General features: G+C 47.6%; 34 protein-coding genes. 32 read left to right on the top strand and 2 right to left on the bottom strand.

Going from position 1 to position 25,698, the window contains the following annotated elements:
* Positions 1-249 precede the first annotated feature (249 nt).
* Entirely contained in the window at positions 250-897 is a 648-nt protein-coding gene (locus QMZ64_RS08165) for a poly-gamma-glutamate hydrolase family protein (RefSeq protein WP_243939785.1), read from the top strand.
* A gap of 12 nt (positions 898-909) precedes the next feature.
* Here QMZ64_RS08165 and QMZ64_RS08160 read toward each other — a convergent pair whose 3' ends face one another.
* Complete coding sequence (locus QMZ64_RS08160) at positions 910-1,566, bottom strand: ImmA/IrrE family metallo-endopeptidase (RefSeq protein ID WP_165426734.1); 657 nt, start codon at positions 1,564-1,566, stop codon at positions 910-912.
* 188 nt (positions 1,567-1,754) lie between these two features.
* The gene (gene xre / locus QMZ64_RS08155; RefSeq protein ID WP_265627292.1) at positions 1,755-2,108 is read right to left on the bottom strand and encodes an HTH-type transcriptional regulator Xre; all 354 of its coding nucleotides are present in this window, start codon (positions 2,106-2,108) and stop codon (positions 1,755-1,757) included.
* A gap of 100 nt (positions 2,109-2,208) precedes the next feature.
* Between xre and QMZ64_RS08150 the strand changes: the two genes are divergently transcribed.
* From QMZ64_RS08150 to QMZ64_RS08000, 31 genes are all read left to right on the top strand, one after another.
* Entirely contained in the window at positions 2,209-2,541 is a 333-nt protein-coding gene (locus tag QMZ64_RS08150) for a helix-turn-helix transcriptional regulator (protein WP_265627833.1), read from the top strand.
* On the top strand, positions 2,531-2,827 hold the full coding sequence (locus QMZ64_RS08145) for a hypothetical protein (RefSeq protein ID WP_265627291.1): 297 nt from the start codon (positions 2,531-2,533) through the stop codon (positions 2,825-2,827). Before QMZ64_RS08150 ends, QMZ64_RS08145 begins: the two co-directional genes overlap by 11 nt.
* Positions 2,828-3,652: a helix-turn-helix domain-containing protein gene (locus tag QMZ64_RS08140; protein ID WP_265627290.1), complete on the top strand. Its 825-nt coding sequence runs from the start codon at positions 2,828-2,830 to the stop codon at positions 3,650-3,652.
* The gene (locus tag QMZ64_RS08135) at positions 3,552-4,352 is read left to right on the top strand and encodes an ATP-binding protein (RefSeq protein ID WP_265627289.1); all 801 of its coding nucleotides are present in this window, start codon (positions 3,552-3,554) and stop codon (positions 4,350-4,352) included. The genes QMZ64_RS08140 and QMZ64_RS08135 overlap by 101 nt, the downstream gene beginning before the upstream one ends.
* Positions 4,352-4,522 carry a hypothetical protein gene (locus tag QMZ64_RS08130; RefSeq protein WP_265627288.1) on the top strand — a complete coding sequence of 57 codons (171 nt, stop codon included), beginning with the start codon at positions 4,352-4,354 and terminating at the stop codon, positions 4,520-4,522. The genes QMZ64_RS08135 and QMZ64_RS08130 overlap by 1 nt, the downstream gene beginning before the upstream one ends.
* 98 nt (positions 4,523-4,620) lie before the next feature.
* A complete protein-coding gene (locus tag QMZ64_RS08125; RefSeq protein WP_265627287.1) occupies positions 4,621-4,962 on the top strand; it encodes a hypothetical protein in 342 nt (113 codons plus the stop codon).
* Positions 4,959-5,162: an XtrA/YqaO family protein gene (locus tag QMZ64_RS08120; protein ID WP_165426741.1), complete on the top strand. Its 204-nt coding sequence runs from the start codon at positions 4,959-4,961 to the stop codon at positions 5,160-5,162. Before QMZ64_RS08125 ends, QMZ64_RS08120 begins: the two co-directional genes overlap by 4 nt.
* Before the next feature lie 116 nt (positions 5,163-5,278).
* On the top strand, positions 5,279-5,782 hold the full coding sequence (locus tag QMZ64_RS08115; RefSeq protein WP_265627286.1) for a sigma-70 family RNA polymerase sigma factor: 504 nt from the start codon (positions 5,279-5,281) through the stop codon (positions 5,780-5,782).
* A 142-nt stretch (positions 5,783-5,924) separates the two neighbouring features.
* On the top strand, positions 5,925-6,725 hold the full coding sequence (locus tag QMZ64_RS08110) for a terminase small subunit (RefSeq protein ID WP_265627285.1): 801 nt from the start codon (positions 5,925-5,927) through the stop codon (positions 6,723-6,725).
* Positions 6,722-8,020: a PBSX family phage terminase large subunit gene (locus tag QMZ64_RS08105; protein WP_265627284.1), complete on the top strand. Its 1,299-nt coding sequence runs from the start codon at positions 6,722-6,724 to the stop codon at positions 8,018-8,020. Before QMZ64_RS08110 ends, QMZ64_RS08105 begins: the two co-directional genes overlap by 4 nt.
* A 3-nt stretch (positions 8,021-8,023) precedes the next feature.
* Positions 8,024-9,538, top strand: a complete 1,515-nt coding sequence (locus QMZ64_RS08100) for a phage portal protein (protein ID WP_265627283.1) — start codon at positions 8,024-8,026, stop codon at positions 9,536-9,538.
* A gap of 7 nt (positions 9,539-9,545) precedes the next feature.
* On the top strand, positions 9,546-10,394 hold the full coding sequence (locus QMZ64_RS08095; protein WP_265627282.1) for an XkdF-like putative serine protease domain-containing protein: 849 nt from the start codon (positions 9,546-9,548) through the stop codon (positions 10,392-10,394).
* 17 nt (positions 10,395-10,411) lie between these two features.
* Positions 10,412-11,347 carry a phage major capsid protein gene (locus QMZ64_RS08090; RefSeq protein ID WP_265627281.1) on the top strand — a complete coding sequence of 312 codons (936 nt, stop codon included), beginning with the start codon at positions 10,412-10,414 and terminating at the stop codon, positions 11,345-11,347.
* A gap of 115 nt (positions 11,348-11,462) precedes the next feature.
* Positions 11,463-11,837, top strand: a complete 375-nt coding sequence (yqbG, locus tag QMZ64_RS08085; protein WP_165428641.1) for a protein YqbG — start codon at positions 11,463-11,465, stop codon at positions 11,835-11,837.
* Complete coding sequence (locus QMZ64_RS08080) at positions 11,834-12,190, top strand: YqbH/XkdH family protein (protein WP_265627280.1); 357 nt, start codon at positions 11,834-11,836, stop codon at positions 12,188-12,190. The genes yqbG and QMZ64_RS08080 overlap by 4 nt, the downstream gene beginning before the upstream one ends.
* The gene (locus QMZ64_RS08075) at positions 12,187-12,675 is read left to right on the top strand and encodes an HK97 gp10 family phage protein (protein WP_243939811.1); all 489 of its coding nucleotides are present in this window, start codon (positions 12,187-12,189) and stop codon (positions 12,673-12,675) included. Before QMZ64_RS08080 ends, QMZ64_RS08075 begins: the two co-directional genes overlap by 4 nt.
* 12 nt (positions 12,676-12,687) lie before the next feature.
* The gene (locus QMZ64_RS08070) at positions 12,688-13,128 is read left to right on the top strand and encodes a phage portal protein (protein ID WP_265627279.1); all 441 of its coding nucleotides are present in this window, start codon (positions 12,688-12,690) and stop codon (positions 13,126-13,128) included.
* Positions 13,129-13,353 carry a YqzN/YkzM domain-containing protein gene (locus QMZ64_RS08065; protein ID WP_152849058.1) on the top strand — a complete coding sequence of 75 codons (225 nt, stop codon included), beginning with the start codon at positions 13,129-13,131 and terminating at the stop codon, positions 13,351-13,353.
* Positions 13,353-14,699 (top strand): phage tail sheath family protein, encoded by a 1,347-nt coding sequence (locus QMZ64_RS08060; protein ID WP_265627278.1) that lies wholly within the window; start codon positions 13,353-13,355, stop codon positions 14,697-14,699. Before QMZ64_RS08065 ends, QMZ64_RS08060 begins: the two co-directional genes overlap by 1 nt.
* A 1-nt stretch (position 14,700) precedes the next feature.
* Entirely contained in the window at positions 14,701-15,144 is a 444-nt protein-coding gene (locus QMZ64_RS08055; RefSeq protein WP_020451024.1) for a phage tail tube protein, read from the top strand.
* Between the two features lie 123 nt (positions 15,145-15,267).
* Positions 15,268-15,717: a phage tail assembly chaperone gene (locus QMZ64_RS08050; RefSeq protein WP_003180832.1), complete on the top strand. Its 450-nt coding sequence runs from the start codon at positions 15,268-15,270 to the stop codon at positions 15,715-15,717.
* A 23-nt stretch (positions 15,718-15,740) separates the two neighbouring features.
* Entirely contained in the window at positions 15,741-15,896 is a 156-nt protein-coding gene (locus QMZ64_RS08045) for a hypothetical protein (protein WP_265627277.1), read from the top strand.
* Between the two features lie 3 nt (positions 15,897-15,899).
* A complete protein-coding gene (locus QMZ64_RS08040) occupies positions 15,900-19,664 on the top strand; it encodes a transglycosylase SLT domain-containing protein (RefSeq protein WP_265627276.1) in 3,765 nt (1,254 codons plus the stop codon).
* Positions 19,657-20,313, top strand: coding sequence for a LysM peptidoglycan-binding domain-containing protein (locus QMZ64_RS08035; RefSeq protein WP_265627275.1), 657 nt, complete (start codon positions 19,657-19,659; stop codon positions 20,311-20,313). Before QMZ64_RS08040 ends, QMZ64_RS08035 begins: the two co-directional genes overlap by 8 nt.
* 56 nt (positions 20,314-20,369) lie before the next feature.
* Complete coding sequence (locus QMZ64_RS08030; protein WP_265627274.1) at positions 20,370-21,350, top strand: XkdQ/YqbQ family protein; 981 nt, start codon at positions 20,370-20,372, stop codon at positions 21,348-21,350.
* Positions 21,347-21,655 (top strand): DUF2577 domain-containing protein, encoded by a 309-nt coding sequence (locus QMZ64_RS08025; protein ID WP_165426754.1) that lies wholly within the window; start codon positions 21,347-21,349, stop codon positions 21,653-21,655. The genes QMZ64_RS08030 and QMZ64_RS08025 overlap by 4 nt, the downstream gene beginning before the upstream one ends.
* An 18-nt stretch (positions 21,656-21,673) precedes the next feature.
* Positions 21,674-22,099: a DUF2634 domain-containing protein gene (locus QMZ64_RS08020; RefSeq protein ID WP_265627273.1), complete on the top strand. Its 426-nt coding sequence runs from the start codon at positions 21,674-21,676 to the stop codon at positions 22,097-22,099.
* Positions 22,092-23,135 carry a baseplate J/gp47 family protein gene (locus tag QMZ64_RS08015; protein ID WP_265627272.1) on the top strand — a complete coding sequence of 348 codons (1,044 nt, stop codon included), beginning with the start codon at positions 22,092-22,094 and terminating at the stop codon, positions 23,133-23,135. The genes QMZ64_RS08020 and QMZ64_RS08015 overlap by 8 nt, the downstream gene beginning before the upstream one ends.
* The gene (locus tag QMZ64_RS08010; protein WP_265627271.1) at positions 23,122-24,042 is read left to right on the top strand and encodes a putative phage tail protein; all 921 of its coding nucleotides are present in this window, start codon (positions 23,122-23,124) and stop codon (positions 24,040-24,042) included. The genes QMZ64_RS08015 and QMZ64_RS08010 overlap by 14 nt, the downstream gene beginning before the upstream one ends.
* A 13-nt stretch (positions 24,043-24,055) precedes the next feature.
* A complete protein-coding gene (locus QMZ64_RS08005; RefSeq protein ID WP_265627270.1) occupies positions 24,056-24,442 on the top strand; it encodes a phage tail-collar fiber domain-containing protein in 387 nt (128 codons plus the stop codon).
* A 15-nt stretch (positions 24,443-24,457) separates the two neighbouring features.
* Positions 24,458-25,663 (top strand): pyocin knob domain-containing protein, encoded by a 1,206-nt coding sequence (locus QMZ64_RS08000; RefSeq protein WP_265627269.1) that lies wholly within the window; start codon positions 24,458-24,460, stop codon positions 25,661-25,663.
* The last annotated feature ends 35 nt before the right edge of the window (positions 25,664-25,698 follow it).

The raw sequence follows: 25,698 nt of genomic DNA, 5'->3' as shown, positions 1-25,698 counted from the left end.
ATCGCTTTGTGCAGCGCCTGAACGTCCAGAGTCTTCATGGCATTCTCCTCTAATACTAAAGTTGCAATCATTTTAGAGTTTACCACTTTACGGAAGGGTATTGGTGAATACATCCTGTATATCCAATTTTAGATTTAGGTTTATATACCTACTAGAGATTTCATTATCCTAGAGGCAACATATTTACAACCGCCGCGACTCCCGGTACACTACATAAAAACAGGACAGGCAGGTGCAAAAAATCAAAAGATGAAGCAGGCTTTAACTGACCAATACGGCAGCTTTACAGAGATGGCAGAAAATGAAATAGAAGGAACTGATTATTCGGTGGCTGCGCGGGATGCAGGGAGTGCACTGCTTGTGATGGCTCCCCACGGGGGCGGGATCGAGCCGGGCATCAGTGAAATTGTCAGAGCTTTTGCAGCGGGTTCATCGGTTTATTTATTGGAAGGTTTGAAAAAGCGTGGCAATAAGAGTCTTCATGTGACAAGCGCCCATTTTGACTGCCCGCTTGCCGTGCGAATGGCTGCAGGACATCGATACATACTGGCGTTCCACGGATATGACGAGCCTTTCCGCCGGCATACGCTCATCGGGGGGACAGATCGAAGGCGCGCCTTGATGTTCGCGGAGACATTGGAGAAGCACGGATTTTCTGCGGAGCTGGCGGCAGAAAGGGGATATCTTTCAGGTACAAACCCTGCAAGCATCAACAATCGCTGCCAAACCGGTTTAAGCGTGCAATTTGAAATCAGCACTGCCCAGCGGAAGGCGATGTTTGAGCAATTTACATTAAAGGGCAGGCGAACGTCCCAAAATGAGGTGTTTATCCGCTATGTCAAAGCTTTGAAGGAAGGAGCCCGCATCGCGTATGGGCCGAGTGCAGCCGGCAGCTGAGCCGGCTGTTTTTTATTTTCTAAGCATATACGCCGGCCGGCTTTCTGCCGCGACCAATTTGCCGAGGCCGTTTGCCGCTGCGTACGGGCGGCGGGTTTCCCGGCGGTAGCGTGCAAGTTCGTCTTCTTCTTCAAGACGTGCAGTATTCGCTGATTCGCTCTCTTGGGAAAGGCTCGCCATCCACGCCTCATGAAATTGGATCCCGGCTTGCCGCTTTTCAAAGAGCTCGATCCGTTTGACAGCGAACGATTCCGTGACTTTAAAGAGGTCGGCGATCATTTTAGCGGCTTGGCATCGCAGCTGGGGAAAGTCCATTTTTAAAAGCATAAAAGTAGGGACGCAAAAATGGTACATAAATTGATTGGCCTGGAATTCCTGCAGCTCCCTGAACATCTGATTCATATAAAGCTGGTTTCCCGCGTGCTTTAATACGTGGCACAGTTCATGGGCAAAGTCCTCCCACTGCTTTTCCTTTGAAAGGCTGCTGTTGAGAATGATACTGTACATGCCGTCATGCTTAATCATCATGCTGTTGACATTTTCATAGTGAATCCAAATGTTAAAATGAGCGGCTATGCGATTCATATCAATGTGGTGGGGTTCAAAAAAACCGAACTTTTGATACATATTTTTGACGTATTCTTCTAGGTGAGATAAATAAAACTTCAATACGAGACACCCTTTCGAACGAATGTTCTGTTTTTAGCGGGAAAGAAAAGCCCGTCAAAGGGGCTGTCATAATTTCATGCAAATCTATCATATACGATGAGCAGCCTCTTTAGCAAATCTTTCCCTTTTTTATCGTCTTATCTATTAAATCGGCGCTCACTAGGAAATGTTTAATAAAAATTCCTTATTTATCCGTTTTGTTTATCTCCGGGCTTTCGTTTCTTCTCTTTTTCTTTTAAGTATTGAATGAATTCGATGGCCTGCTGTCTGCTTTCGGGGGAAAATTCCTGCATGTCGCGGTATGCAATTTGCAGATCCGGATCTGCGATATCATCTTCAATGGGCTTTTTCTTTTCCATTCCTGTCAGCAGATAGTCTATCGTTACTTTATAGTAATCGGCGAGTTTTTTTAATGTTTCATAGTCCGGCTCGCTTCTTCCGTTTTCGTAATGGGAGTAGCGGGCCCGCGATACACCGATCTGCTTTGCCACTTCTTCCTGTGTCCGTTTTCCTCTCAGGCTCTTCAGTCTGCCGCCTAACATAGAATGACCTCTCTTCCTCAATTCGGCATGTTTATCTCTATTATAGATACAAAATGTATCGAAATAAACATATGATAAAAAAAGTATCAAAAAAGTGTTGATGATAAGAAGTGTATCATATATAATCAAACCATCAGATACGTATTGTATCAAAAACAGGGAGTCAGAACATGTGCGAAAACGGTTGATTGAAGTGCGTTCTAAGAGGGGATGGTCCCAAAAGCAAGTGTCGGAAAGGCTTGGGCTCTCTGAGGTTTATGTTCGCAAAATCGAAAGGGGAACACGCAATCCCGGCAGAGAAACGATGCTGAAATTCGAAACGCTTTACTCAGTGCCTGATCGATTGCTGTTTCCCGATCTTTTTCAGGTCTGTGTTGATACATATGGTATCGATCAAACTCTGTATGAAAGAAGGCGATGTCATGAATCTTGAACATCCGATGGTCACACACATTCGAACGCACGGCTATCCAAAGGAAGCAGACAGAGAGCAAATGCGAAGACCCGGCGGACTCGCCGGACATCCACAAGGAGGCAGCATGGGTAAAATTGTGATTTCCTACAGCTCAGACCGGTTTGATCAATGGCGGCTCGGCGAAGCCGGGGGATTCATCGCTTTTACGAAAGACGGCAAGCCTGTTTTCCAATTCGATCATAAAGGCCAATATGAACGGTATCTCAGGCTGAACTGCAAAAGGCAGAAGGAAGGGGGAAGATGAATGTCCCGTCCGCTCGATCAAAGCTATCCCTTTTCGGTTTACTCTGGGCTTTTAACACCTGTGCACTACGAGAAAATAGGCAATGCCATTTGGCTGTTTTTATGGTGCATCAGTTCAACAACAAAGGAAATCGAGCGCGATGGGATGGTATGGGGCATCGTGCTCGGCAACAAGCCGCTGAAAGCCGCAGAACTGGCTCTTCAATTCGGCGTCAACGAAAAAACGATCAGAAGATGGCTCGCTCTTCTCGAACGAAACGGCTACATTGCAGTCACAAGAGCGCCTTACGGAATGATTTTGTCAGTCAGACATTCAAAGAAATTTGCCTATGCCAGCCATGTCCGATCAGGCAGTTCTGTTCGGACAGAAGAGACTGGCCGTGCGGACATCCTTGTCCAATCCAATAAAGATATCACACAAATCAACACAAAACATAATATGACTTCCATAAAAACAATAGCAGACCGATTTGCCGCCCTAAGGTCTTTGCAGGAAGGCAGGCCTGTCCATCCCTCGTCAAAAGACTACAAGGCCATCGCCCGGATTGTCGCCCGCGGAGTGTCTCTTCCGCAAACAATCAAATGGCTTGAACAATGCTTTGAAGAGTATGAGGCGCGGCGCCGAAGCCGCCACGAAACGATCAAGGTCTTCAGCTACTGTGAAAAATATATGATCGGCCGGCTGGCTGAAGCGGAAGGGAAAACAACTGTCAGGAGAGAGAACAATGCCCAAAAGAACAATCGAAGAGATCATGGACGAACTGAGAAACAGGAGCCGTCTATCACAGGGGGACAAACCGGAAGAATCCGCCGCAAAACGATATGACTGTCCGAAGTGCAAAGATGAACTCGGATTTATCGAACGCCGCGGCACGATGGAAGTATGGGTATCATGCGCCTGCCGCGAATGGCGGAAAGCGCAAAAGCTGTTGAAAACGAGCGAAATCACCGAACAATTTAAAAACTTAAATTTTGCTCAATTCAAGACGGAAGGAAAGCACCAATCTGTAAAAGAGGCGTATGAATGCGCCGTTGAATATGTACAAGCTTACCGGGACATCCGGGAAAGCCGCAAAAACAGCATCGCGCTCTTGGGACGCCCCGGTTCAGGGAAGACTCATTTGCTGACGGCCGCCGCCAATGAGCTGATGAGGAAGCTCTTCGTACCCGTTCTTTATTTTCCGTTTGTCGAAGGATTCAATGATTTAAAACAGGATTTCTCATTGCTTGAGGATAAGCTGAACCGGATGAAGCGAGTCGAGGTGCTGTTTCTCGATGACCTGTTTAAGCCGGTTGGAGGCAGGCCGCGGGCGACGGAATGGCAGATCGAACAGACTTATGCCGTCGTCAATTACCGATATTTGAACCATAAGCCGATCATGCTGTCCAGCGAGCTAAGCGTTGAAGAAATTGTCAGCATCGACGAAGCGCTCGGAACGAGGCTGGTTGAAATGTGCCAGGACTTTCTCGTCATCGTGAACGGGAGCTCTTTCGGCATCAATCATAGACTGGAGGGGATGGTTTGATGTGTCCGCTATGTAAAGGGAGAAAATCAGTCCATCAGGACGCAAGGATCGGAACGATTTTCCGCGCTTGCCCGAACTGCCGCGCCGAAAGCGGTGATTTGACGGATGTGATCAAACATCTGGAAGCGCTGATTGCAAAAATGAAAACAAGGGTGAAACAAGGTGCTTAAATGTTTAAAAGCGATGATTCTCATCATCTGGACAGCGGCAAAAAGAGACGCACAAATGAAACGATGGCACGAAGAAGACGGAAAGTGAGGAAGACAACGTGAAGAACGAAAGTGCGACGTACAGCCCGTCACCATGGCGCGTCGTCAGAACAAATACCGACCTGTACATTTATTCAGCTTACAGCAAAGCCGAAAAGAAACGGTTTCCTTATTCCAGCGGGCGGTTAATTGCCAAAGTCGCCGACTACAGCGCATATTCCAAGGAAAAAAATGCCCGGTTAATCGCCGCGGCTCCCGAACTTTTGACTGCAGCGAAGCTCACGCTTGCCTATTTGAGGCGAAAACGGCCCGCTCGCTCTGATTCAGTTGAGAATCAATTGATGAATATTTTAGAAAAAGTCGTCGCAAAAGCGGAATTTGAAGAGGAGGAAAATAGATGAACCATCCGGCAAAGTTAACAGATATCCACGATACGACGGTTGCAAGCCGCCTTAAAAAAGGAAAGGTGACAGTGATCGTTCTTGACGGAATGAACGGCACAGCATGGCAGGCCGAGGCGCCTGAACACGGCAAAACCGTCATTGAAACGAGAAAGGGAGACCTGGCAAGGGTCGAATTTGAAATCGGCTATAAGCTATAGTTCTACAACTTGAATATTTGTCCAAGACGGAAAGCCTGCGGACGCTGATCAGATGCACATCTTACTGTGCGCTGATTGGTGTCCTTTTTTATTACAAAAAAACGGAGGTACACAAAATGGAAGATTTGCTTTTCGAATATAAAAGAGCGCTGAAAAACACGAAAAAGCTGTATCGGCCCTATCAAGATGAACAAGGGCTGACGGCTGAACAATTGAAAGATAAAAAACTGATCAGAAACATGATGACCGATTTGGAATATGTGATCGACTGGCTTGAAAACGGAAGGGAGCCGGGAATCAGACGGGCGATTGACAGGCGAGACGCTTATAAACGGATGCTTCTGAAAGATCCGCTGATCATCGACACGTTCTCAGCACAGATTGCATTTGAACCGGCTCAGGAAGTGTCAGCGTACGATAAAGCCCGGATTGAAACCGCGCTGTCTGTCCTTACGGCACGCGAAAAAGAAATCTTCATTTTACATAAGGTCGAACAGTTTTCCTACGAGCGGATTGCCGCCATGCTCGGCATCAAAAAGTCTACTGTTCAAACCAATGTGAAACGGGCGCAGCTGAAAATCGCGAAACAAATCGAAAAGCCTCTCGATTGTATGGCATAACGGTATATCTGTCTTTTGTCATACGTTTGCCACCTATAAGTGAAAAGAGAAAAAAATAACAAAGCATCCTGTTCATAAAGGAAGATTCATATAGCGATGAAATATTACTGTTTCCGAGAATGAGAGGCGGTGAAGATGAACAATGCCAAGGAAAAGGGATCCAAAAAGGGATGAAGCTTTTCGTCTCTATCAACAATACGGGGGAAACATTACGAATCTCGCAATCGCAAGAGAACTCGGCGTTTCAAATCAAAAAGTCAGCGTTTGGAAAACCCGCGACCGCTGGAAAGAGGCTGTAAACGGGGATGATACGAGCCGAGGAAAAGCAGACATCCGCAATGAACGGCTGAATGAACGGCAGCGGCTGTTTTGCATCTACTATGTGAAAAGCTTCAATGCCACCCAAGCGGCGGTAAAAGCGGGCTATTCCCCGGCCAGCGCTCATGTGACAGGCTGCCGGCTTCTAAAAAACGAAAAGGTGGCCGATGAAATCAGGCGCATCAAAAAAGAAATGGTAGGGGAGATATTCGTTGAGGCGATGGATGTTCTCCAAGTCTATGTGAAAATCGCATTTGCCGATATGACCGACTATGTAACTTTCGGCAAAAAAGAGGTACAGGCTGTCGGAAAGTCCGGACCGCTGTTTGATGAAGAAAACAATCCGGTTATGAAAGAGATCAGCTTTGTCGATGTGAAACATTCCGACCTCGTCGATGGCACAGTCATCACAGAAGCGAAACTCGGAAAAGAAGGAATCGCAATCAAGCTGGCCGATAAAATGAAGGCGCTCGAGAAGCTCTCGCAGTATTTCGACCTTTTCCCAGATTCATTTAAGCGGAAAATTGAAAATGAGAAGCTGAAGCTCGCCAGACAAAAAGCCGACAAAGATGCGGAATCAGGACCCGTGGAAGTGGTCATCACCCGAAAAGGTGATTCGGCTTGATCATGAAAGAAGTCAATCCGCATTTTGAAGATTATTTGTTTAACTGGGATCAGACGTTTCAATTTCTTGTCGGCGGATACGGTTCGTCGAAAAGCTATCATACCGCTTTAAAAGTCGTATTAAAGCTGCTGCAGGAAAAGCGCACCGCTCTTGTGGTAAGGGAAGTGTTTGAAACACACAGGGATTCGACTTTTTCTTTATTCGCTACCATTATCGATGAGCTGGGTGTTCAAACGGCGGCCGAGGCCGTTTCTTCTCCGATGCACATCAGGTTTGCAAACGGCAGCCGGATTATTTTTAAAGGGATGGACAACCCGGCGAAATTGAAATCCGTCAACAACATCTCGCTGATTTGGATCGAAGAATGTTCGGAAGTGAAGTATGAAGGCTTCAAGGAACTGATCGGCCGGCTGAGGCATCCTGATCACAGGCTGTATATGATGTTGACGACAAACCCTGTCAGCCAGTCAAACTGGACGTACAGACACTTTTTCAAGGACGAGCGGAACAAGCGGTTTATTTTGGATGATGAGGTTTTGTATGAAAGACGGGTCGCTGTCGTCGGTGATACGTTTTACCACCATTCCACAGCTGATGACAACCTGTTTTTGCCGAAAAGCTACCTCAAACAGCTTGATGATATGAAAGCATATGACCCTGACCTGTACCGGATTGCCAGAAAAGGACGGTTCGGGGTAAACGGCACCAGGGTTTTGCCGCAATTTGAAGTGATGAAGCATGAGGAGGTCATGAGGCGGATCTCCGCCATTTCCAACCCGCTGAAGAGAACCGGAATGGATTTCGGATTTGAGGAATCATACAATGCCGTCGTCCGGGCGGCCGTCGATCCCGACAAAAAATATCTCTATATTTATTGGGAGTACTACAAAAATAAAATGACAGACGACAAGACGGCTGAAGAGCTTAACGAATTCGCGGTTACGAAGGAGCTGATCAAAGCCGATCCGGCCGAGCCGAAAAGCATCCAGTTTTTCAGGCAGAACGGTTTCAACATGACCGCGGCCCGCAAGTTCCAAGGCTCGCGCCTGCAATATACGAAAAAAATCAAGCGGTTTAAAAAAATATTCTGTTCTGACCGATGTGCCAATACGATCTACGAATTGCAGCCGCTGACGTATGCGACGGATCAAGACGGCAATCTGAAAGAGGATCAGTTTACATTTGATCCGCACACGCTTTCCGCGCTATGGTACGCGCTTGATGATTATGAAGTCACCGATTTGAAGGCTGAGCCGGAAGCGAGAAAACGTCCGAACAGGAAAAGGGGGAGATAGTGTATGTCCACTCAGCAAACGGTAAGAGCGAAAGTCATGAAATCCCGTTTTCACGAGCCTGTAACAAAACAAATATATGAAGATCAATTTTCGGAGATCTACGGAGATGAGATTATCGCACCGCCGTACAATTTGAAAGAACTGAAAGCCATTGCCGAATATTCTTCCATTCTCCAGCAGTGTATTGACGCCTATAAAACGAATATTGCGGGGTTCGGGCTTGATGTCGAGTACGCTTTTGATTTTAATGGTGCGGATGTGACGCCCGATCAGAAAAAGGCTGCTGAGACCGATTGGACAAGGCTTGAAGATTTTTGCCGCCATCTTCATTTCGATGAATCGGCTGAAACGATTTTAAGCCATATGATAGAGGACCGCGAAAAAACGGGAAACGGGTTTTTGGAGGTGCTCAGAAACGGCGCGGGGCAGCCGGCCGGAGTTGAATATCTCGATGTCAAAAATATGCGCGTATGCGGATTGACAGAACCGATCGAAGTTGAATTCGCCTACATGGAAAACGGATCGCTGAAAAACATCAAAAGGGAAAAAAGGTTCCGCAAATACGTTCAGATGATTGACGGCAGAAAGGTGTACTTTAAAGAGTACGGCGATCCACGCGTCATGGATATGACCACCGGTGCGTTTGACAGACAGACTCCGCCTGAACGAAGCGCGAATGAAGCGATCCATTTTAAAATCGGCAGCGGCGTCTACGGCGTTCCGCGCTGGATCGGAAATATCGTCAACCTGTACGGAGCGCGGAAAGCGGAAGAGCTGAATTATATGTACTTCAGACAAGGCAGGCACGTACCCGCCGTCATTACGGTTGAAAACGGGATGCTCTCAGAGGCTTCGTACAGAGAGCTGCAGGAATACATGAACGACTTGGAAGGCGTTGAAAATGCCCACAAATTTTTGCTGATCGAAGCGGAGGGGATCGCCCAGGAAAAAGACATTCACGGCAGCCAGGACATTACGCCGGTGAAAGTGGATATCAAATCCCTCGCCGAAATTTTGCAGGAAGATGCCCTGTTTCTTGAATATGACGAGAAAACGCGGAATAAAATCCGCTCTTCCTTCAGGCTCCCGCCGCTCTACACCGGTGATGCCCATGAATATAACAGAGCGACAGCCGATACCGCCCGCAAAATCACCGAAGAACAGGTTTTTGAACCGGAGCGGAAAATATTGATCGGCAAGCTGAATACGCTGTTTCTCCGTGATTTAAACATTTTCCGCGCGAGGCTCCAGCTGAAAGGACCGGACTTTCGCGATCCGCTTGAGATTGCAAAAGTGCTCGGTCCTTTTATTCAAGCGGGAGCGGTATCTGCAAATGATTTGCGCGACCTGGCCGGAAGAGTGCTCGGCAAGACGCTTGATGAATGGCCGGAAGAAGAATTCAGCAGGCCGCTCGTTTACCAGGAAAGCTCAAAGAATAATGAAGCGGAAGCCGGAGCGCTGCTGCCTGAACTGCAGGAAGCCGTCGAGACATTGAAACAGATCACTGAAAGGAGGTGAACACTTCGTGCCGAGAGAGCTTAAAAATGCCAAGATCAATTTCGTCAGTTATGTCGACAAAGCGGCGAACAAAAAGAAATTTTTTATGACGAAGTCGAGTGAACCGCCGACATTTCAAAAGGAAGTCAAGCTGATTGCAAAAGCCGAGGATGAAAAGAAACTCGTCTACGGCGTGGTCTACGAGCCGGACGTTGCGGATGCCCACGGCGATTTTATGACGGCTGACGAAATCCAAAAAGCCGCCCACGGTTTTCTGAAAAATGCCCGGAAGATCGACAAGGATCACAATTTCCAGGGAGGCGTCGGAGAAGTCGTGGAGTCATATGTTGCGCCGGCTGATTTTGAAGTAAACGGCGAAACGATTGTGAAAGGCTCTTGGGTGCTGGTGACAAAAGCCGGCGATGAAATCTGGGAACAGATTAAAAAAGGAAGCATCACCGGCTACAGCATGGCGGGCACTGCCGAAACGGTCGAACACCCGCCCCGCGCCGGCTCTGAAACCGATGAGCCCGGCAGTTTCTTTCAGCTGTTTAAGCAGTTTTTTGCCGGCGACAAACAAAAAACGGGAGAGGAAGAAAAAAAGATGAAACGATCAGAAGTTCAAGGAACGATTGAAGCCGTCTTGGCTCCGCTTCTCAAACGTCTTGACGATTTGGAAGGGGATAAAGCGGCGGACGAAAAAGAGCAGCAGACAGACCAGGACGCACATGTGAAGGAAATCGTCGAGGACATGCTCGCCCCTCTGATTGCGCGCATTGAAGCGCTCGAAAAGATGAGAGGCGCCTCAAAGCAGGCAGCGGCTGAAAAAGACGGGGAAGAAGAAGTTAAAAAATCGATTTGGAGCGGATTGCTTTAATTTGGAGGAGGAAGACAATGAGAAATCAAGAGATTATTCGTAAAGCCGAGATGTCGCTTGCGACGCTGAAAAGCGGAGGGTTAATGAATCCGGCGCAGGCTTCTGCATTTATTCGCATGGTGCAAAACACACCGACAATTTTCAGCGAGTCGCGGGTGATTCAAATGGAAAACGACTCGCAAAAATTTGAAAAAATCGGTTTTGGCCAGCGGATTTTAAGAGCGGCAGATGAAGGTCAAGCATTGGCGAAGGACCAATTAACCGCACCGGTGACCAGCACGGTCGAGCTGAATGCGAAAGAAGTCATTGCCGAAGTCAACATTACTTATGACACGCTCGAAAATAACATTGAAAAAGACGGCCTTCAACAGACGCTGATGCAAATGCTGGCGGAGCGGGCTGCCGTGGATATTGAAGAACTGATCGTCAACGGTGATGTCGCGTCTTCAGATCCATACCTTGCTCAGCTTGACGGGATCCGGAAGCAGTCGGTCTCCCACATCGTCGATGCAGGCGGGGAGCAAATCAGCCGACAGCTTTTCAAACAGGGGCTGAAAGCTGTTCCGGCAAAATATATGCGCGTTCCGCAGGAATTCAGATTCTACACATCGCTCGGTCAGGAGATTGAATGGAAAGACCGCGTCGCAGACCGTCAAACCACGCTCGGGGATGCGGCCGTACAGGGCGGGCTTTCAACCGCTTTTGGCGTGCCTGTTAAAGGGGTCTCAAATATTCAGCCGTATGCATACGGAGAAGGAGATGCAGCCGCCGAAGCATCAGACATTATGTTAACGCATCCGAAAAATATCATTCTCGGTTTCTCGCGCAATATCAGGATTGAAGTTGATAAGGACATTCGCGCACGCAAATTCATCATTGTCCTGACGGCAAAACTGGACAGCAAATTCGAAGAAGAAGACGCAGTTGCAAAAATCGTCAATGTAAAAGAGTAATGCCCTGAGTCCGAACGTTTTCACTGAAAGCATTGCCGATCGGCGGGGAACGAGTCCGGGCAAAAGCAAAAGCGCCCCGGACAACAGGTAAAAGCTCTGGAAGGATGTGATGAACATGCTGATCACGCCCGACGATATCATCCAATATTCCGTTATTGAAGCCGTGAAAAACCGGCCGCAGGAATTGCTGCGGCAGGATATCCTTGAAGCTGAAGCGGAAGCCGAACAGATCACGGGGCATCGTTTTACAGATGAAAAATATGATCCGCTGCCGGAAAAGGCAAGGCTCGCTTTGCTGCAGCTGGCACAATACTTTGCATTGAAAAACGGTGATGAATCGCTTTTGAAAGGCTACAAATCTGAGAAATTGGGTGACTACTCTTATACGCTCTCAAGAAGCGGAGACCTGGCGAAGCCCGACGTCTATAAACTGCTCGAAGAATTTATTCTTGATTATGAATCTGTTCGATTCAAGGTGCGGCCGCTATGAGCTACAAAAAATTATTAAGCGACCGCTGCGATATCTACCATCTAAAGGAAGACCAGGCCGAGGAAGCAAGGTACGGCATTCCCGCGCCAGACCTGCAGCCGATCCGCACATACGGGGACATACCTGATCTTCAGGACGTTCCCTGCTATTTCACGGAAAAAAACCAGTCGATCGTCCAGCAAGATCCCGAACAGGTCATTTATCATTCCTATTTGGCCCATTTTCCGGCGGATGCAGATGTGCGCCTTCACGATCAGGCGGTCTGGAACGGTGTCAGCTACACGCTCCAGCAGCCGCGCAACATCAAAGGCCATCACCTGGAAGTCTTAGCGGTCAGGGATGAAAAACTATGAAAATCAAAGGATTGAAACAGCTGTCACAGACGCTGGAAAAAGCGGGGCAGAGCGGCTTTCGAACTGAAGCTGCCAAGTGGCTTGAACAGGCGGGAACCGATTTTTTGGACCTGGTCCGTGACGAAATCGTGCGCGCCGGATCGATTGATACCGGAAGCCTTTTGCGCTCTTTCAAGCGAGGGGCCGAAGGGAACAGATGGGAAATTGAAAAAGGCGGACTCACGCTTGAAGTCGGGACAGAGTTAGAGTATGCCTCATTCGTAAATGACGGCCATTGGTCAGGCGGAAAAGGTGAAGTCAGGTGGATTCCGGGACAATGGCACGGCGGCCGGTTTCAATATGATCCCGGTTCATCGTCCGGCATGGCCTTAAAACGGCAATGGGTAAAGGGAACAGGCTATTGGGAGCATGCGCTTTACATATTTGAGCGTTTATTTGAAAAACGCCTGCATGAAAGGCTGCAAACATGGCTGAATTCCCTTTAAGGAGGTGAAGCTTTGAACGACGAAACGGGATCTGTCATGAATTTCTTTTATCAAGTCTTTCCTGTCGTCTGTTATGAAAAGGAAATACCTGACCATTTTCAAATACCGTCGCTATATTTTCCTCCCCCTTCTGTTTTTGATGAGAATGATACGGTTTCAACATTTAAAAAAGTCTTCACCCTGAATGTGAAACTGTTTCACCATGATTCGCAGCAGGCCCACGATCATGCTGAGCGCATTGCAGATGCCGTAAGGGAAGCGCGGCACACCATCCCGCTCATTGACCGATCGGGTAAAGGCACAGGGGACAGCTTGAGGATCAGCCGGATCGAGACAAGGATAGGGGATTCCGGCACCGCGTCCATTATTATTCAATGGAACAGCCGCTACTGGTACAGACGGGAAAACGAACTTTCTTTGGAAACTATTGATTTTACAAACGGGGTGAAATAATTGACAGTCAGCAAAAAAACAAAGACCGAAGCAAAAAAGGCGCCTCAAGAGGAACGTGAAGCGCTCTTCTACATCGAAGATCTGAGGGAGCACGCAAAAGAGCTTTTCGGCATTAAACCGGAAGTTCTCGACGGTGCTCTTTTTCATGTGAAAGAAAAGCAGATTTCAAAGCTTGAGGCAAGTCAGCTTATTCAAACATTTTTAGCCAAGGAGGTCATGAATTAATGAACGGCGGAACATTTACACCAGGCAAAGAAAAAGATCGTGCCGGCATTTATTTTAATTTTAAAACGACAGCAGAGGAACGGGTTTCCGTCGGGGAACGCGGCACTGTTGCCCTCCCTGTCGTCATGAGCTGGGGGGAACCGAAAACATTTGTATCGATTTCCAGCATTGAAGATTTAAATAAAAAAGTAGGGTTGAACATCGATGATCCGTCTCTTCTGCTTTTCCGCGAAGCGAAGAAAAACGCACAGACCGTTTTGCTGTACCGTCTGAACACAGGGGTGCCGGCGAAAGCCCAAATCGGCGAAACGCTGAGCGTAACGGCAAAATACGGGGGCGAGAAAGGAAACGACATCTCGATCCGCATTTCCGAAAATGTGCTCGATTCTAAAAAGTTTGATGTCACAACCTTTGTCGGAACAGATGAAGCTGACCGACAAACCGTCAAAACGGCAGAAGAGCTTACCGCAAATGCGTACGTCGCGTTTCAAGGGGAAGGCGCGCTTGAACTGACAGCGGGCACAAAGCTGGAAGGCGGAGAGAACGGAACAGCAAGCGTTGCCGATTACACCGCATTTTTAGATGCGGCCGAAACAGAATACTTCAATACGATCGCACTTCCGGTTGCAGACAATGAACAGCTGAAAGCCACTTTTGCCGCTTTCATCAAGCGCCTCCGCGATAAGCAGGGCCAGAAAGTCCAAGGCGTAGTCGCCGATTATGCCGGAGACTATGAAGGCATCATCAATGTAACGGGAGGCGTCGTGCTGGAAGACGGCACAGAAATCACTCCTGAAAAAGCGACGGCATGGGTTGCCGGAGCAAGCGCAGGCGCGACTTTTAACCAGTCGCTGACATTTGTCGAATACGAAGGAGCTGTTGATGTCCTGAACCGTCTGGATGAAGACCAGGTCATCGAACGTCTGAAAAAAGGCGAGTTTTTATTTACGTTTGATGCACGCGATCAATCGGTCAGCGTCGAAAAAGACATCAACTCTTTAACGAGTTTCACTGCCGACAAGAACAAAAAATTCTCGAAAAACAAAATCATCCGCGTCCTTGACGGCGTTAACAATGATTTGACCCGCGAATTAAAGGCTTTAATCAAAGCGCGAAAAGCAAGCGGCAGCGACATCCCTGCATCTGACGACGGTTTGCAGTACGTCAAAACGCTGATCATTCAGTATATGACGGCGCTTCAGGAAGCCGGCGGCATCACCGGTTTTGATTCTGAAAGCGATATTGCCATCACCCTGAATGAAGACCGCGACGGGTTTTTAATCGATTTAGCCGTTCAGCCGGTTGATGCAGCAGAAAAATTCTACTTTAATGTGGAGGTAAAATAATATGGCATTAAAAGCGCAAAACACGATTTCCGGAAAAGAAGGCCGTCTTTTTCTCGACGGACAAGAGATGGCTCACATCAAAACATTTGAGGCAAACGTCGAAAAGAATAAAGCCGAAGTCAATATTATGGGCCGCCGCATGACGGGCCACAAGACAACAGGTGCAAACGGCACGGGAACGGCGACATTTTATAAAGTCACATCTCAATTTGTCACATTAATGATGAACTATGTGAAAAAAGGCGAAGATCCTTATTTCACGCTCCAGGCCGTCCTTGACGACCAGTCATCAGGCCGCGGAACGGAACGGGTCACACTGTATGACGTGAATTTTGACTCAGCCAAAATCGCCGGCCTTGACGTCGACTCAGAAGCGCTCGAAGAAGAAGTGCCGTTCACATTTGAAGATTTTGACGTTCCTGAAAAACTGAAAGATACGTTTTAAAAAGAGCCCCGTATCCCGCTTTTCAAACATAGGCTAGTAGTCAGGACATATAACACCAAGCACTCTCGTCAAGCCGAGGGTGCTTTTTCATTTAAAAATTGAATGTTAAAGGAGCAAGCAGACATGAGCGAAAAACAAGAAGAAAAAGTATATGATTTATCCTTTTTTATGCCGGGACAAACCGTTGAAGCCGAAGAAATCAAAGTGCCGATCTCAAAGCGGTTCGTAGATAAAAAGGGCAATGTCATTCCGTTTGTGTTTAAGCCGATTACAACCGAGCGCATTGACGAGCTTGAAAAAGAAAATACGACTTATAAAAACATCAAAGGCAGGGGCCGCGTCAAGGATCTCGACACCCAGCGCTTTTACGCCCGAATCGCCATTGAATCGACGATCTATCCTGATTTCCGTTCAAAGGAATTAAGAGAAGCCTATAAAACGGCCGATCCGGTCGAAGTGGCCAAACGCGTTCTGTCCGTCGGAGGGGAATATGCGAACTGGCTCAACAAAGCGATTGAAATCAACGGCTTTGAAGACGATCTTGAAGATCTGGAAGAAGAAGCAAAAAACTAATCAAGGATGGGAATAAAGAAGCGGTGTATCTCTATTTTGCAATGCACGAACTTCACTATTCTCCATCCCAGCTCCGGGAACTGTACGAAGCCCCAAAACCGTTTAAATCATTTTTATACGGACTCATCAGCTACAAACTTCAAATCTTGGATAAAGAAGCGCGGAAAGGAGGTATATAATCCATGGCAAAACTGACGGCACGTTTTGAACTTGAAGACCGGGTATCTAAGAAGCTGCGAAGGATTCAGAAGGGGTTTAAAGACCTGGAAAAAAGACGAAAAAAACTCAGCCGCCCGTTCGCAATGAAAATAAAAACGAAAACAGCAGAGAAAACATTGAAAAAACTTAATGTTTTCTTAAAAGCCAACCTGAAATCATGGCAACTTGAAATTTCAGCAGTCGATAAGGCCGGCAAAACCATCGACAATATTTCAAATCAGCTCAAACAAAAGCTGCCTGACAACTATCAATTTTCAATTGTAATACATGATCAGGCGACACCGGGTATTCAAAAGATCAGAAGCATCATGTCTGAATTGTCATCAGCTGAATACTTCTTAACTGCAGCTGTTAATGACCGAGTCACCCCGGCTGTTCAAAAAATTTCCGGCTACATGAAGGGTGCATTGCAAAAAGGATACTCTGCAACGCTCTATGTCATTGATAAAATCACCCAGACAGCCAGCAGGATTTCCTCCTATTTGAAAAATCATTTAGCAAGGGAATATCAAGCCACTCTTACGATTAACGACCAGGCGACCGCGAAATTGAATGCTTTGCAAAAAAAGCTTAACAGCATCGAGGCTAAACGTATCCTTAAAATTGACGCAATTGTAAAAACGGAACAAAAAGAAGACAAAAAAGATTCGGATGGGAAAGCTGAGGCCATATGGACTGAAATTCTAAAGGCGGGTAAAAGTAAATTTGTTGAATGGGTGAAGGGGCTTCCCGAGAAGATTTGGGACAAATCATTTGATGCCATCCTCGGTAAGGTGTTTAAAGGTGAAGAAAGTGGAGGCGGTTGTTGCTGCTGTGGTGGAGGCGGAGGTTCTATAATCAATGAACCTGCAACAAGCAGCAGGCCAGGAAGTGAAGAAACCTCCACTAATGGAGAAACAAGACCGGGAAGAAACGGATCCGGCGGCAAGTTTATGAAAGGTCTTCGAAAAGTGGGGAAAGTTGGAGGCAAAGCCCTCCCATATGCTGGAGCGCTTTTATCAGCGACTGAGTTAATGGATATGAACAAAGAAAACGCAGGCGAAAAAGTCGGTTCGGCAGGCGGAGGAATTGGCGGCGGTTTAGCTGGCGCAGCAGCAGGTGCTGCAATTGGCACAGCTATTCTCCCTGTGGGGGGGACGGCAATCGGCGGGGCCATTGGAGGTATGGTCGGAAGCTTGGGCGGCTCAAGTATCGGTGAATATTTCGGGAAGATGTTCGATGACAACGGCGGTGTCGAGAAAGCGTGGAATACGATAAAAGATAAATCGGCTGAGGTACTCGGAGCCATTCAAGAAAACTGGTCGATGATAGCAGGATGGTTTACAGATAACGTCTGGAATCCTGTTGTCGGCAAGGTGGTCGAAGTAGCGACAGGGATCTGGAATCAGCTGACAACAGCCTGGACGATGATTCAGGAAACATTCATGACAGTGGCGGGCTGGTTTGCGGAAAATGTCTGGAATCCTGTTGTCGGCAAGGTGATCGAAGTAGCGACAGGGATCTGGAATCAGCTGACAACAGCCTGGACGATGATTCAGGAAACATTCATGGTGGTCGCCGGCTGGTTCGCAGAGAATGTATGGGATCCTGTTGTCAGCAAGGTGATTGAAGTAGCGACAGGGATCTGGAATCAGCTGACAACAGCCTGGACGATGATACAAGAGACATTCACGGCGGTCGCCGGCTGGTTTGCGGAAAATGTTTGGAATCCCGTAGTTTCAAAAGTCATTGAAGTGGCAACTGGGATTTGGGATCGTTTTCAATTCACCTGGAACATGATCAAAAGAGTTTGGGGCGCGGTTTCCTCATGGTTTATAAATACGGTTTGGAATCCGATAAAAAATACGTTTTCAACCGTAAAAGAAGCCATTGGAGAAAAATTTCAAGCGGCCAAAAAAACGGTAACAGACATTTGGGAAGGTGTCGCCGGCTGGTTTGAGAAAAATATTCAAAAGCCAATTGTAAAGATTGCCGGATTGATCAGCGACGGTTTTGAGAAAGCATTCGGATGGGTAGGTAAAATATGGGATAAAGTTGGCGGCGGTATTGATGCTGTCATCAACTTCATGACAGGAGATAATCCTGATAAAAATGCCACAGGCGGCTACATCACAAAACCGACCATCTCCTGGATCGGTGAAGCCGGAAACGAATTTGTCATCCCGACGGAAAACAACCGGGGCCGCGGGAAGATGCTGCTTGCCCAGGCAGCGACCAAGCTCGGCATGCGCGTTGTTAACGACATGGGGGCCGCGGCGGGAGACGGAGGAGCTGCTTCTCCGGTTTCAAGCACCGCTTCGTATTCGGCTTCTGTATCGCCTGCTGTCGGCGTCGGGAATATAACGGCAGAGGCGCAGGCTTTCGGCCGGGAATTCACCGGCGGCTTTGACAAAGGGATCGGCTCAAACGCTCCTTCCCTTGATCAATGGAAGCAAAAAAACATCAGCAAGCCGTTTAGCAGTCTGCCGGCAGAATCGTCTAATTATGGAAAACAGACGGTTGCCGGGTTCGCATCCGGGCAAAATGCTTCAGCGACCGGAACGGGCGGTTTTCTTCAAACAAAAGTAAATGCGCCTTATCAAACAACGGTAAAGACGTCATCTTCCTGGGGCGCAAATACAGTCAAAAACTTCGCATCCGGGCAAAATGCAACACCGACCGGGACGCCGCAGTATGTTGATAAAAATATCAACAAGCCGTTCCTTGATTCGAAACAGTCGGCTGCAGGCTGGGGATCAGGAATGGTCGGACACTTTATCAGCGGCATGAATGGAAAAGGCAGCGAAGTTTCTCAAGCTGCAAAAAACTTGGCGAAAAAAGTGGAAAAAGCGTTCCGCGAAGAACTAGATATTCATTCTCCGTCCCGGGTCATGATGAGTCTCGGGCGTTTTGCGTCGGTCGGGATTGTCAAAGGTTTAAGTTCTGTCGATGTCAAAAGTTTTGCGGAAAAACAAGCAGGCTCGCTGGCCGCTGCGTTTTCCGGAATCGGAGCCGTCGGCGGAAATGTAAAGTCGTGGCTGATGCAGGCGATCATGGCTACCGGTTCACCGGTGTCGTGGCTTCAGCCGCTTTCTGTCATTGCTCAAAAGGAATCCGGCGGAAATCCGCGCGCCTCTAACGGCTGGGACATTAACGCCAAGCGGGGAGACCCGAGCAGAGGCTTGATGCAGACGATCGGTCAAACGTTTAATGCGTACAAAGGAAAAGGAATGAATGATATTTTCAATCCTGTTCACAACGCGGTAGCGGCCATCAACTACATCAAATCGCGATACGGGTCGCCATTTAACACTCCGGGGATTAAAAGCATGGCAAGAGGCGGAGCTTATAAAGGCTATGCCAACGGCGGCCTGATCACGAGCGAGCAGATTGCCCGCGTGGGTGAAGGCGGCAAGCGCGAATGGATCATTCCCGAAGAACGCGGCATCCGCGGCAGATATTTGCTTCAACGGGCTGCAGGCGCGCTCGGGATGGAAGTGCATGACCCCGCTGAAGGGTCCGGTTCCATTTCAAGCGGTCAGGCGGCTGCAGCCACCGCAGGCGGGGCCCGATCCGGGCAGCCGGCTGAAAACGGCGCCAAAGAAGTCAACATCTATATTACCGGAGACAATCATTACCACAGTGAGCGCGACCAGGAAACATTGATTGCGAAAATCAAGCGCGCTCTTGTCGATGAGCTTGAACGGGATATTCATATTGGGACGAAAGGAAGCGTAGCTTATGACTAAATCCGTGTACGAATTTTGGCTGTCGCAAGGAAAGGAAAAGCTGCGCCTCCCTGTGCTTCCAGAGCAGCTTGACGTCAGCAATAATCTTGCGAACGAGTCTGTAAAGGTGTCAAAGTTCGGCGAGGTTACATTTATCAATGAACCGGTAGCAAAGACGATTTCATTTTCGTCTCATTTTCCGAAAAAGTATTCTCCGCTTGCGGAATATAAAGGGTTTCTTTCGCCGGAGAACGCGATTCTCAAAATCGAGAAGTGGATGAAAGCGAAAAAACCGGTTCAATTTCTCGTGACGGGCACGAAGATCAATCTCACATGCAGCATCGAAAACTTTTCGCATCGTGAGGGTGAAAAGGATATCGGCGACCGGGATTTTGATCTCACATTAAAAGAGTATCAAACAGCATCACCCCGGAAGATCAAACAGAAAAAGAAAACAAAGAAAAAACGGCCGTCCAAACCGGCTCCAAAAATGTACACCGTCAAAAAAGGCGATACGCTCTGGCACATCGCAGGCCGTTTTTACGGAAACAGCCAGGAATGGCGGAAAATTTGGAACGCGAACAAACAGGCGATGATCAAACGAAGCAAGCGAAACATCAAACAGCCGGGACACTGGATTTTTCCTGGGCAAAAGCTGAAAATACCATAAAACGAAGCGCCGGGTGAACCGGCGTTTTTCTGTTAAATCAAAAGCAGGGGATAGCGATGATCGAATTATTTGTCATAAAAGAAAGCGAATGGTATGAACTTGTCACCGAAAGCGTCACCTTAGAAGGAGAAAGGTATCAGGCGCCTCGTTCGATCGAAGCGTCGATTGTCATCAAGCAGGGAAGCCACAAATATTACAGCGTGCAGGAAGGCGATACCGTTTTATTTAAATGGAAAGGAAAAGAACTGTTTCGCGGAATTGTTTTCAGCAGGGTGCCGAAAGAATACACGCTCACGTTTAAAGCGTACGACATGCTTCAGTACTTGGTGAAAAACCAGGATGTATATGTATTCTCGAACAAAACGGCTGCTGACATTGTCAAACGAATTGCGAGCGACTTTCAAATTCCCAAAGGCGCGATCGCAAGCACCGGACATACGATTAAATCACTCGTCTTTAAAGACAATACGAGCCTGTATGACATCATCTTAAAAGCGCTGCGTGAAACAAAAAAGCAAACCGGAAAAAACTATCAGCTGTATGCCGAAAAAGGAAAGCTGTGTTTACGAGCGTGGCCCGAACCGGAGGATATCTGGGTTTTGGAAACGGGTGTGAACATTACGGATTACGCTTACAGTACGTCAATCGATGAAACGGCAACCCGGGTGAAACTGAGAAAGCAGAAAGATAACAAAACCTATACCGCATCAGCCATCGATGAAGCCGGAATGAAAAGATTCGGCGTTCTTCAATACACAGAAACGGTATCGGATGATATTAACGAGGCGCAGCTGCGCGACCGGGCGAAGAAGATACAGGCTGAAAAGAAAGGCGTCAAAAAAGAGCTGAAAAGCATACAGGCGCTCGGCATACCGGAAGTTCAAAGCGGACTTCCGGTTTATATATCGATTCCGGAAGCGGGCATTAAAGAAACCTATTGGGTTGATAAAGATAAACACGATTTTGCAGGGACAAAGCATGTGATGACGATTGATGTCGTCGCGAAAAATACAATACCTGAAGGAGCGTCTTCATGAAATTAAGCGATGCGATAAAAGAGCTGGCTCTTGGAGCCGTAAACGCTGAATCGCCTGTTGATGTCATGCCGGCGGAAGTCGTGTCCGCTTCTCCGCTCAAGCTGAAGCTCCGCAATCATGATAAATTGTTGATCCCCTCCGACTTACTGGTGGTGGCCAGGCATTTGACAGAACATACGGAACAGATCCGGATTGACGGAGAAGACAAAACGATTCGCTTTTACAACCAATTGCATGCCGGTGACCACGTGATGATTGCGGCCATGCCTGGAGGGCAGTCGTTTTTCGTGATAGACAGAGTGTAGGAGTAGGAGGTGGCTCGGATGGCTCTTTCACCGGAAATATCTTTTGAAGATATCGAGGATGACAGCGACGTGATTGAGACTTCAAAAACGTACAAAATTGATTTTGAAACAGGCAAGATGACGGGTGATATGATTTCGGGACTCGCAGCGGTGGAACAAATGGTTTACATGGCGCTGAGAACTGAGCGCTACACATATGCCGTTTACAGCCATAACATCGGAAATGAACTGCAAGAGGTTCTTTCAGATCATGAAACGACCGACGCTTATAAAGAAATGGAGATACCGAGACTGATCGAGGAAGCCCTCAGATATGACGACCGAATTTCTGCGGTAACCGATTTCGAGATTGAGCGTCAAGACGATGCCTTCCATGTGTCTTTTTCGGTTGAAACCGATGAAGGGACATTGGAAATCGAGGAGGTGATAGGGGAAGATGTTTGAAAACCAGACATTTGAAGAGATCATGGAACGCATGCTTGAGCGGATTTCAGATGAGATTGACAAGCGTGAAAACAGCGTCATTTGGAATGCGCTTGCCCCGGCAGCTGCCGAGCTGGCGCTTTCTTATATTTGGCTTGATCAAGTGCTGAATTTAGTCTATGCGGATACGGCTGAAGGCGAATATTTGGACAGAAGGGCGGCTGAGGCCGGCCTTGAGCGCTATCAAGCGTCAAAAGCCATTTGGTCAGCAGCCTTTACGGATGGAGTATCGGTTCCCCCCGGAACCCGCTTTTTTCTGGAAGACTTATATTTTACCATGCTCGAAGACGGCAAGCTTGAATGTGAAACGGCCGGGACAAAAGGAAACGCCAATCTCTCGGGGCGGCCTTTGCTTCCGCTCGATACCATTCCAGGGCTTGAAAAGGCGGTTATGGGAAGCCTTGAAATTCCCGGCCGTGACGAGGAGGCGGATGAATCGCTGTATGAAAGGTATTTAATCCGCGTCCGCCGCGAAGCGGTCAGCGCGAATCAGATGCATTACAAACAATGGGCCGAAGAGGTGGACGGCGTTGGTAAAGCGAAGGTCTTTCCGCTGTGGAATGGCGAGGGAACCGTAAAGGTTGTCATTACAAACGCGAAAATGGAACCTGCCTCTGACGCATTAATCGAAAGAGTCAAGCAGTATATCGATCCCGATCCGGGCAAAGGGGAAGGTATGGCGCCGATCGGAGCTTATACCGCGGTTGAAAGCGCGGTATGGAAAGACGTCAGCATATCTGCAAAAATCATTCCTGAATCAGGCCGGACGATCGATGAAGCCAAACAGGAAATTGCAGAAAAAATCACAGAGTTGTTTAAAGAAATGGCCTTTAAAGAAAGCGTCATCCGTCTCTCGCAGATCAACAACATGATCTATGAATCGTCCTCTGTCAGTGACTATTCGGAAGTCTTCATCAACGGGGAAGCGAAAAATCTGCAGTTGACAGAAACGGAAATTCCAAAGCTGGGGCAGGTGACGATCATTGAGCAAGATTGATGAAATGGCTTTTCATCTGCCGCCATACTTGACGGAAATCCGGGAGATCCAAGACATTTTAACGGCCGAGGCGCCCGAATTTGAGAAGCAAAATCAAGAGATTTTCGATATGACGGACCAGCTTTTTGTCACGACGGCCACATGGGGGCTGGACAGGTGGGAAAAGATTTTGAATGTCAGACGCGAGGCTTCAGACGTCGTTGATATTCGAAGGGCACGACTGTTAACCAAGATGTCCAATATTCCGCCGATTACAAGCCGCTCGATCGAGCGAGCGGTCAATGCTTTTTTAAAACAGCCGTCCGCCTCCGTCAGACTGACGGCCGGACGGTATCATTTTTTGCTGAGCGTAAACGGTGAAGATCTACAGTTTATACCTTCGATCATTCAAACCGTCAATCATATGAAGCCCGCCCATTTGGCTTATACATTCCGGGGCGGGTTTCATTATGAATGTCGGCCGCCGAAAAGCGTTCATAACAGGCTCGTTTTAAGAAGCCAAAACGGCTTTTTCGGTACGATCCCGGTTTATTTGGACGGACAGTATCTGCTTGATGATTCATTCTACTTGAACGGTTTTCGAGAAATCGACGGTCTGCCCCGCAGGTTTAAACAGCAGCTCACACTGCGCCACAAGAAGCGGCAATACATCCGGTCCGCCTCGAGCTTGACGATAAAGGCGGCAGCTGAAAACCGGCGGAAACAGCAAACTAAAGCAGGTATGAAAACCGGCATTACCAATCAAAACAAACAGATCCAATCCTTCAAAATCAGCTGCAAATGCGAGCATGAATTTAAACAAGCAGGCGCGCTTGAAATGAGGGAGAAGTGGTGGACGCTAAACGGCGCATTTTTGCTCGACGGAACGAAGCAGCTGGCGGCAGCGGCGCAAAAAATCGCATTGTAAAGGAGAAATCAAAATGGCACAACAATTAACAGTGACAACGCTTTATGCAAGACAGCAAATGGCAAAAGCACGGGCTGAGGGCGGCAAGCTCACCAAAGTCACAAAGATGGCTTTCGGAAACGGAGGTACAAACGATAAGGGCGAACCGATCGCGCTACAGGGCAACGAACAAGCGCTGAAAAACGAACTCCTGCAAAAAGACATCGAAGGCTTTGTCTTTATGGAGCCGGCGAAAGTCCGCTATACATGTACATTGGGAGAAAGCGAACTGGCAGGAGAAACGATCAACGAGCTCGCCCTTGTCGATGAAGCCGGAAAATTCACAGCGGTCAGAACGATGACAGACAAGCAAAAAGACGGCGACATCGAATTCGTCTTCGAAATCGACGACATTTATTAAAGGAGCTGAAACAAGGTGGACATCCAAAAACCGAGACGCTTTGAAACAACAGACCGCGCCCATGCCGACTTGTTTAACGAAGCGATAGATCAGCTGAATATGAACGATGAACGGATTGCAAAGCGGGTTGAGGAAGCTGAAGAAAAGGCTAAAACGTATACTGATGCGCATGCCGGCGACCATTCGATTCACATCACCGACAAAGAACGGGAAAAATGGAGCGCGGGGCAGTTATATAAATTAACCGAAAATAACGGAAAAGTCTTTTACAGAGGCAGTTCAGAAACAACAGATTTTAACACTTTGACAGAGACAGGCATGTATCTCATCTATAATGAAGGAATCAATTCACCACCTTCATCAAATCGGATATTTTTGCTTGTCATGAGCTTCGGCAATACTTTGGTTCAGGCAGCTTATGAATCGTACGAAGGGAAACAGTCGTATTTTAGATTTAGAAAATCCGATTCAACAACGTGGACGCCATGGCAGACCCAGGAAACGACTAATGGTGCGCAAGCCAAGGTTGATGCTCATGAACGAAATACGAACCTCCATGTGAATGAAGATGAACGGGAAAAATGGAACAATGCACAGTTATATAAAATTACAGATAGTAATGGAACGCGCACAAAACTGCCGGACGGAACGGATTTGTTAACGCTGCCGACAGGTTTTTATTATGCTATGGGCCATGTTGTTCAAAACAACCTAGTAGAAAACGACGACTCCTGGTTCAATTACGATGTAATTGAAACCGGTGCCGGAAGAAAGACCATCCATGCGTGGCGGAGCTATGATAATACTTTATGGCATGGAACCGTTCATACAGATGGACAGTTTCGAGGATGGAAAAGAGTAGTCACAAACGCTGATTTAAACGTTGCTTGGCAAACCCCAACGTTAACAAATGGGTGGAAACAGTATGGGTCGCACAAAGTCCGGTTTTGTAAAAATGTTCTTGGTGAAGTAGAAATCATCGGATCAATAACGGGTGGGACGATTGGTTTTGATGTTCCTGCGTTTATACTGCCTGAAGGATTCCGCCCGATTCAAATGATGCACTTTGTTGGTGTTGCATCAAGTGTAGGTACAGGGTCAACACCGCAATATCACCGGACACTGATCGATACTGACGGAAGGGTATGCATTCAATCCAGTTCAAATACAGTTAATCCAAACGAGTTTATTACTTTCGGGTTTAAGTTCAGGGCTGCATAACAAAATGTATTACTTTTTCACAGAGGGGGTTAATT

It is taken from the genome of Bacillus sp. LB7 (assembly GCF_030449715.1).
Classification (GTDB): domain Bacteria; phylum Bacillota; class Bacilli; order Bacillales; family Bacillaceae; genus Bacillus; species Bacillus paralicheniformis.
The sequence above is the reverse complement of the archived record's forward strand: the minus strand, read 5'-3'. Positions and strand labels throughout refer to the sequence as shown.

Coding starts and splice junctions, on each gene's coding strand:
- QMZ64_RS08165 (WP_243939785.1), top strand. CDS start 250: ATGAAGCAGGCTTTAACTGACCAATACGGCAGCTTTACAGAGATGGCA.
- xre (WP_265627292.1), bottom strand. CDS start 2,108: ATGTTAGGCGGCAGACTGAAGAGCCTGAGAGGAAAACGGACACAGGAA.
- QMZ64_RS08150 (WP_265627833.1), top strand. CDS start 2,209: ATGATAAGAAGTGTATCATATATAATCAAACCATCAGATACGTATTGT.
- QMZ64_RS08145 (WP_265627291.1), top strand. CDS start 2,531: ATGAATCTTGAACATCCGATGGTCACACACATTCGAACGCACGGCTAT.
- QMZ64_RS08140 (WP_265627290.1), top strand. CDS start 2,828: ATGTCCCGTCCGCTCGATCAAAGCTATCCCTTTTCGGTTTACTCTGGG.
- QMZ64_RS08135 (WP_265627289.1), top strand. CDS start 3,552: ATGCCCAAAAGAACAATCGAAGAGATCATGGACGAACTGAGAAACAGG.
- QMZ64_RS08130 (WP_265627288.1), top strand. CDS start 4,352: ATGTGTCCGCTATGTAAAGGGAGAAAATCAGTCCATCAGGACGCAAGG.
- QMZ64_RS08120 (WP_165426741.1), top strand. CDS start 4,959: ATGAACCATCCGGCAAAGTTAACAGATATCCACGATACGACGGTTGCA.
- QMZ64_RS08115 (WP_265627286.1), top strand. CDS start 5,279: ATGGAAGATTTGCTTTTCGAATATAAAAGAGCGCTGAAAAACACGAAA.
- QMZ64_RS08110 (WP_265627285.1), top strand. CDS start 5,925: ATGCCAAGGAAAAGGGATCCAAAAAGGGATGAAGCTTTTCGTCTCTAT.
- QMZ64_RS08100 (WP_265627283.1), top strand. CDS start 8,024: ATGTCCACTCAGCAAACGGTAAGAGCGAAAGTCATGAAATCCCGTTTT.
- QMZ64_RS08090 (WP_265627281.1), top strand. CDS start 10,412: ATGAGAAATCAAGAGATTATTCGTAAAGCCGAGATGTCGCTTGCGACG.
- yqbG (WP_165428641.1), top strand. CDS start 11,463: ATGCTGATCACGCCCGACGATATCATCCAATATTCCGTTATTGAAGCC.
- QMZ64_RS08080 (WP_265627280.1), top strand. CDS start 11,834: ATGAGCTACAAAAAATTATTAAGCGACCGCTGCGATATCTACCATCTA.
- QMZ64_RS08075 (WP_243939811.1), top strand. CDS start 12,187: ATGAAAATCAAAGGATTGAAACAGCTGTCACAGACGCTGGAAAAAGCG.
- QMZ64_RS08060 (WP_265627278.1), top strand. CDS start 13,353: ATGAACGGCGGAACATTTACACCAGGCAAAGAAAAAGATCGTGCCGGC.
- QMZ64_RS08055 (WP_020451024.1), top strand. CDS start 14,701: ATGGCATTAAAAGCGCAAAACACGATTTCCGGAAAAGAAGGCCGTCTT.
- QMZ64_RS08050 (WP_003180832.1), top strand. CDS start 15,268: ATGAGCGAAAAACAAGAAGAAAAAGTATATGATTTATCCTTTTTTATG.
- QMZ64_RS08040 (WP_265627276.1), top strand. CDS start 15,900: ATGGCAAAACTGACGGCACGTTTTGAACTTGAAGACCGGGTATCTAAG.
- QMZ64_RS08035 (WP_265627275.1), top strand. CDS start 19,657: ATGACTAAATCCGTGTACGAATTTTGGCTGTCGCAAGGAAAGGAAAAG.
- QMZ64_RS08030 (WP_265627274.1), top strand. CDS start 20,370: ATGATCGAATTATTTGTCATAAAAGAAAGCGAATGGTATGAACTTGTC.
- QMZ64_RS08025 (WP_165426754.1), top strand. CDS start 21,347: ATGAAATTAAGCGATGCGATAAAAGAGCTGGCTCTTGGAGCCGTAAAC.
- QMZ64_RS08020 (WP_265627273.1), top strand. CDS start 21,674: ATGGCTCTTTCACCGGAAATATCTTTTGAAGATATCGAGGATGACAGC.
- QMZ64_RS08015 (WP_265627272.1), top strand. CDS start 22,092: ATGTTTGAAAACCAGACATTTGAAGAGATCATGGAACGCATGCTTGAG.
- QMZ64_RS08005 (WP_265627270.1), top strand. CDS start 24,056: ATGGCACAACAATTAACAGTGACAACGCTTTATGCAAGACAGCAAATG.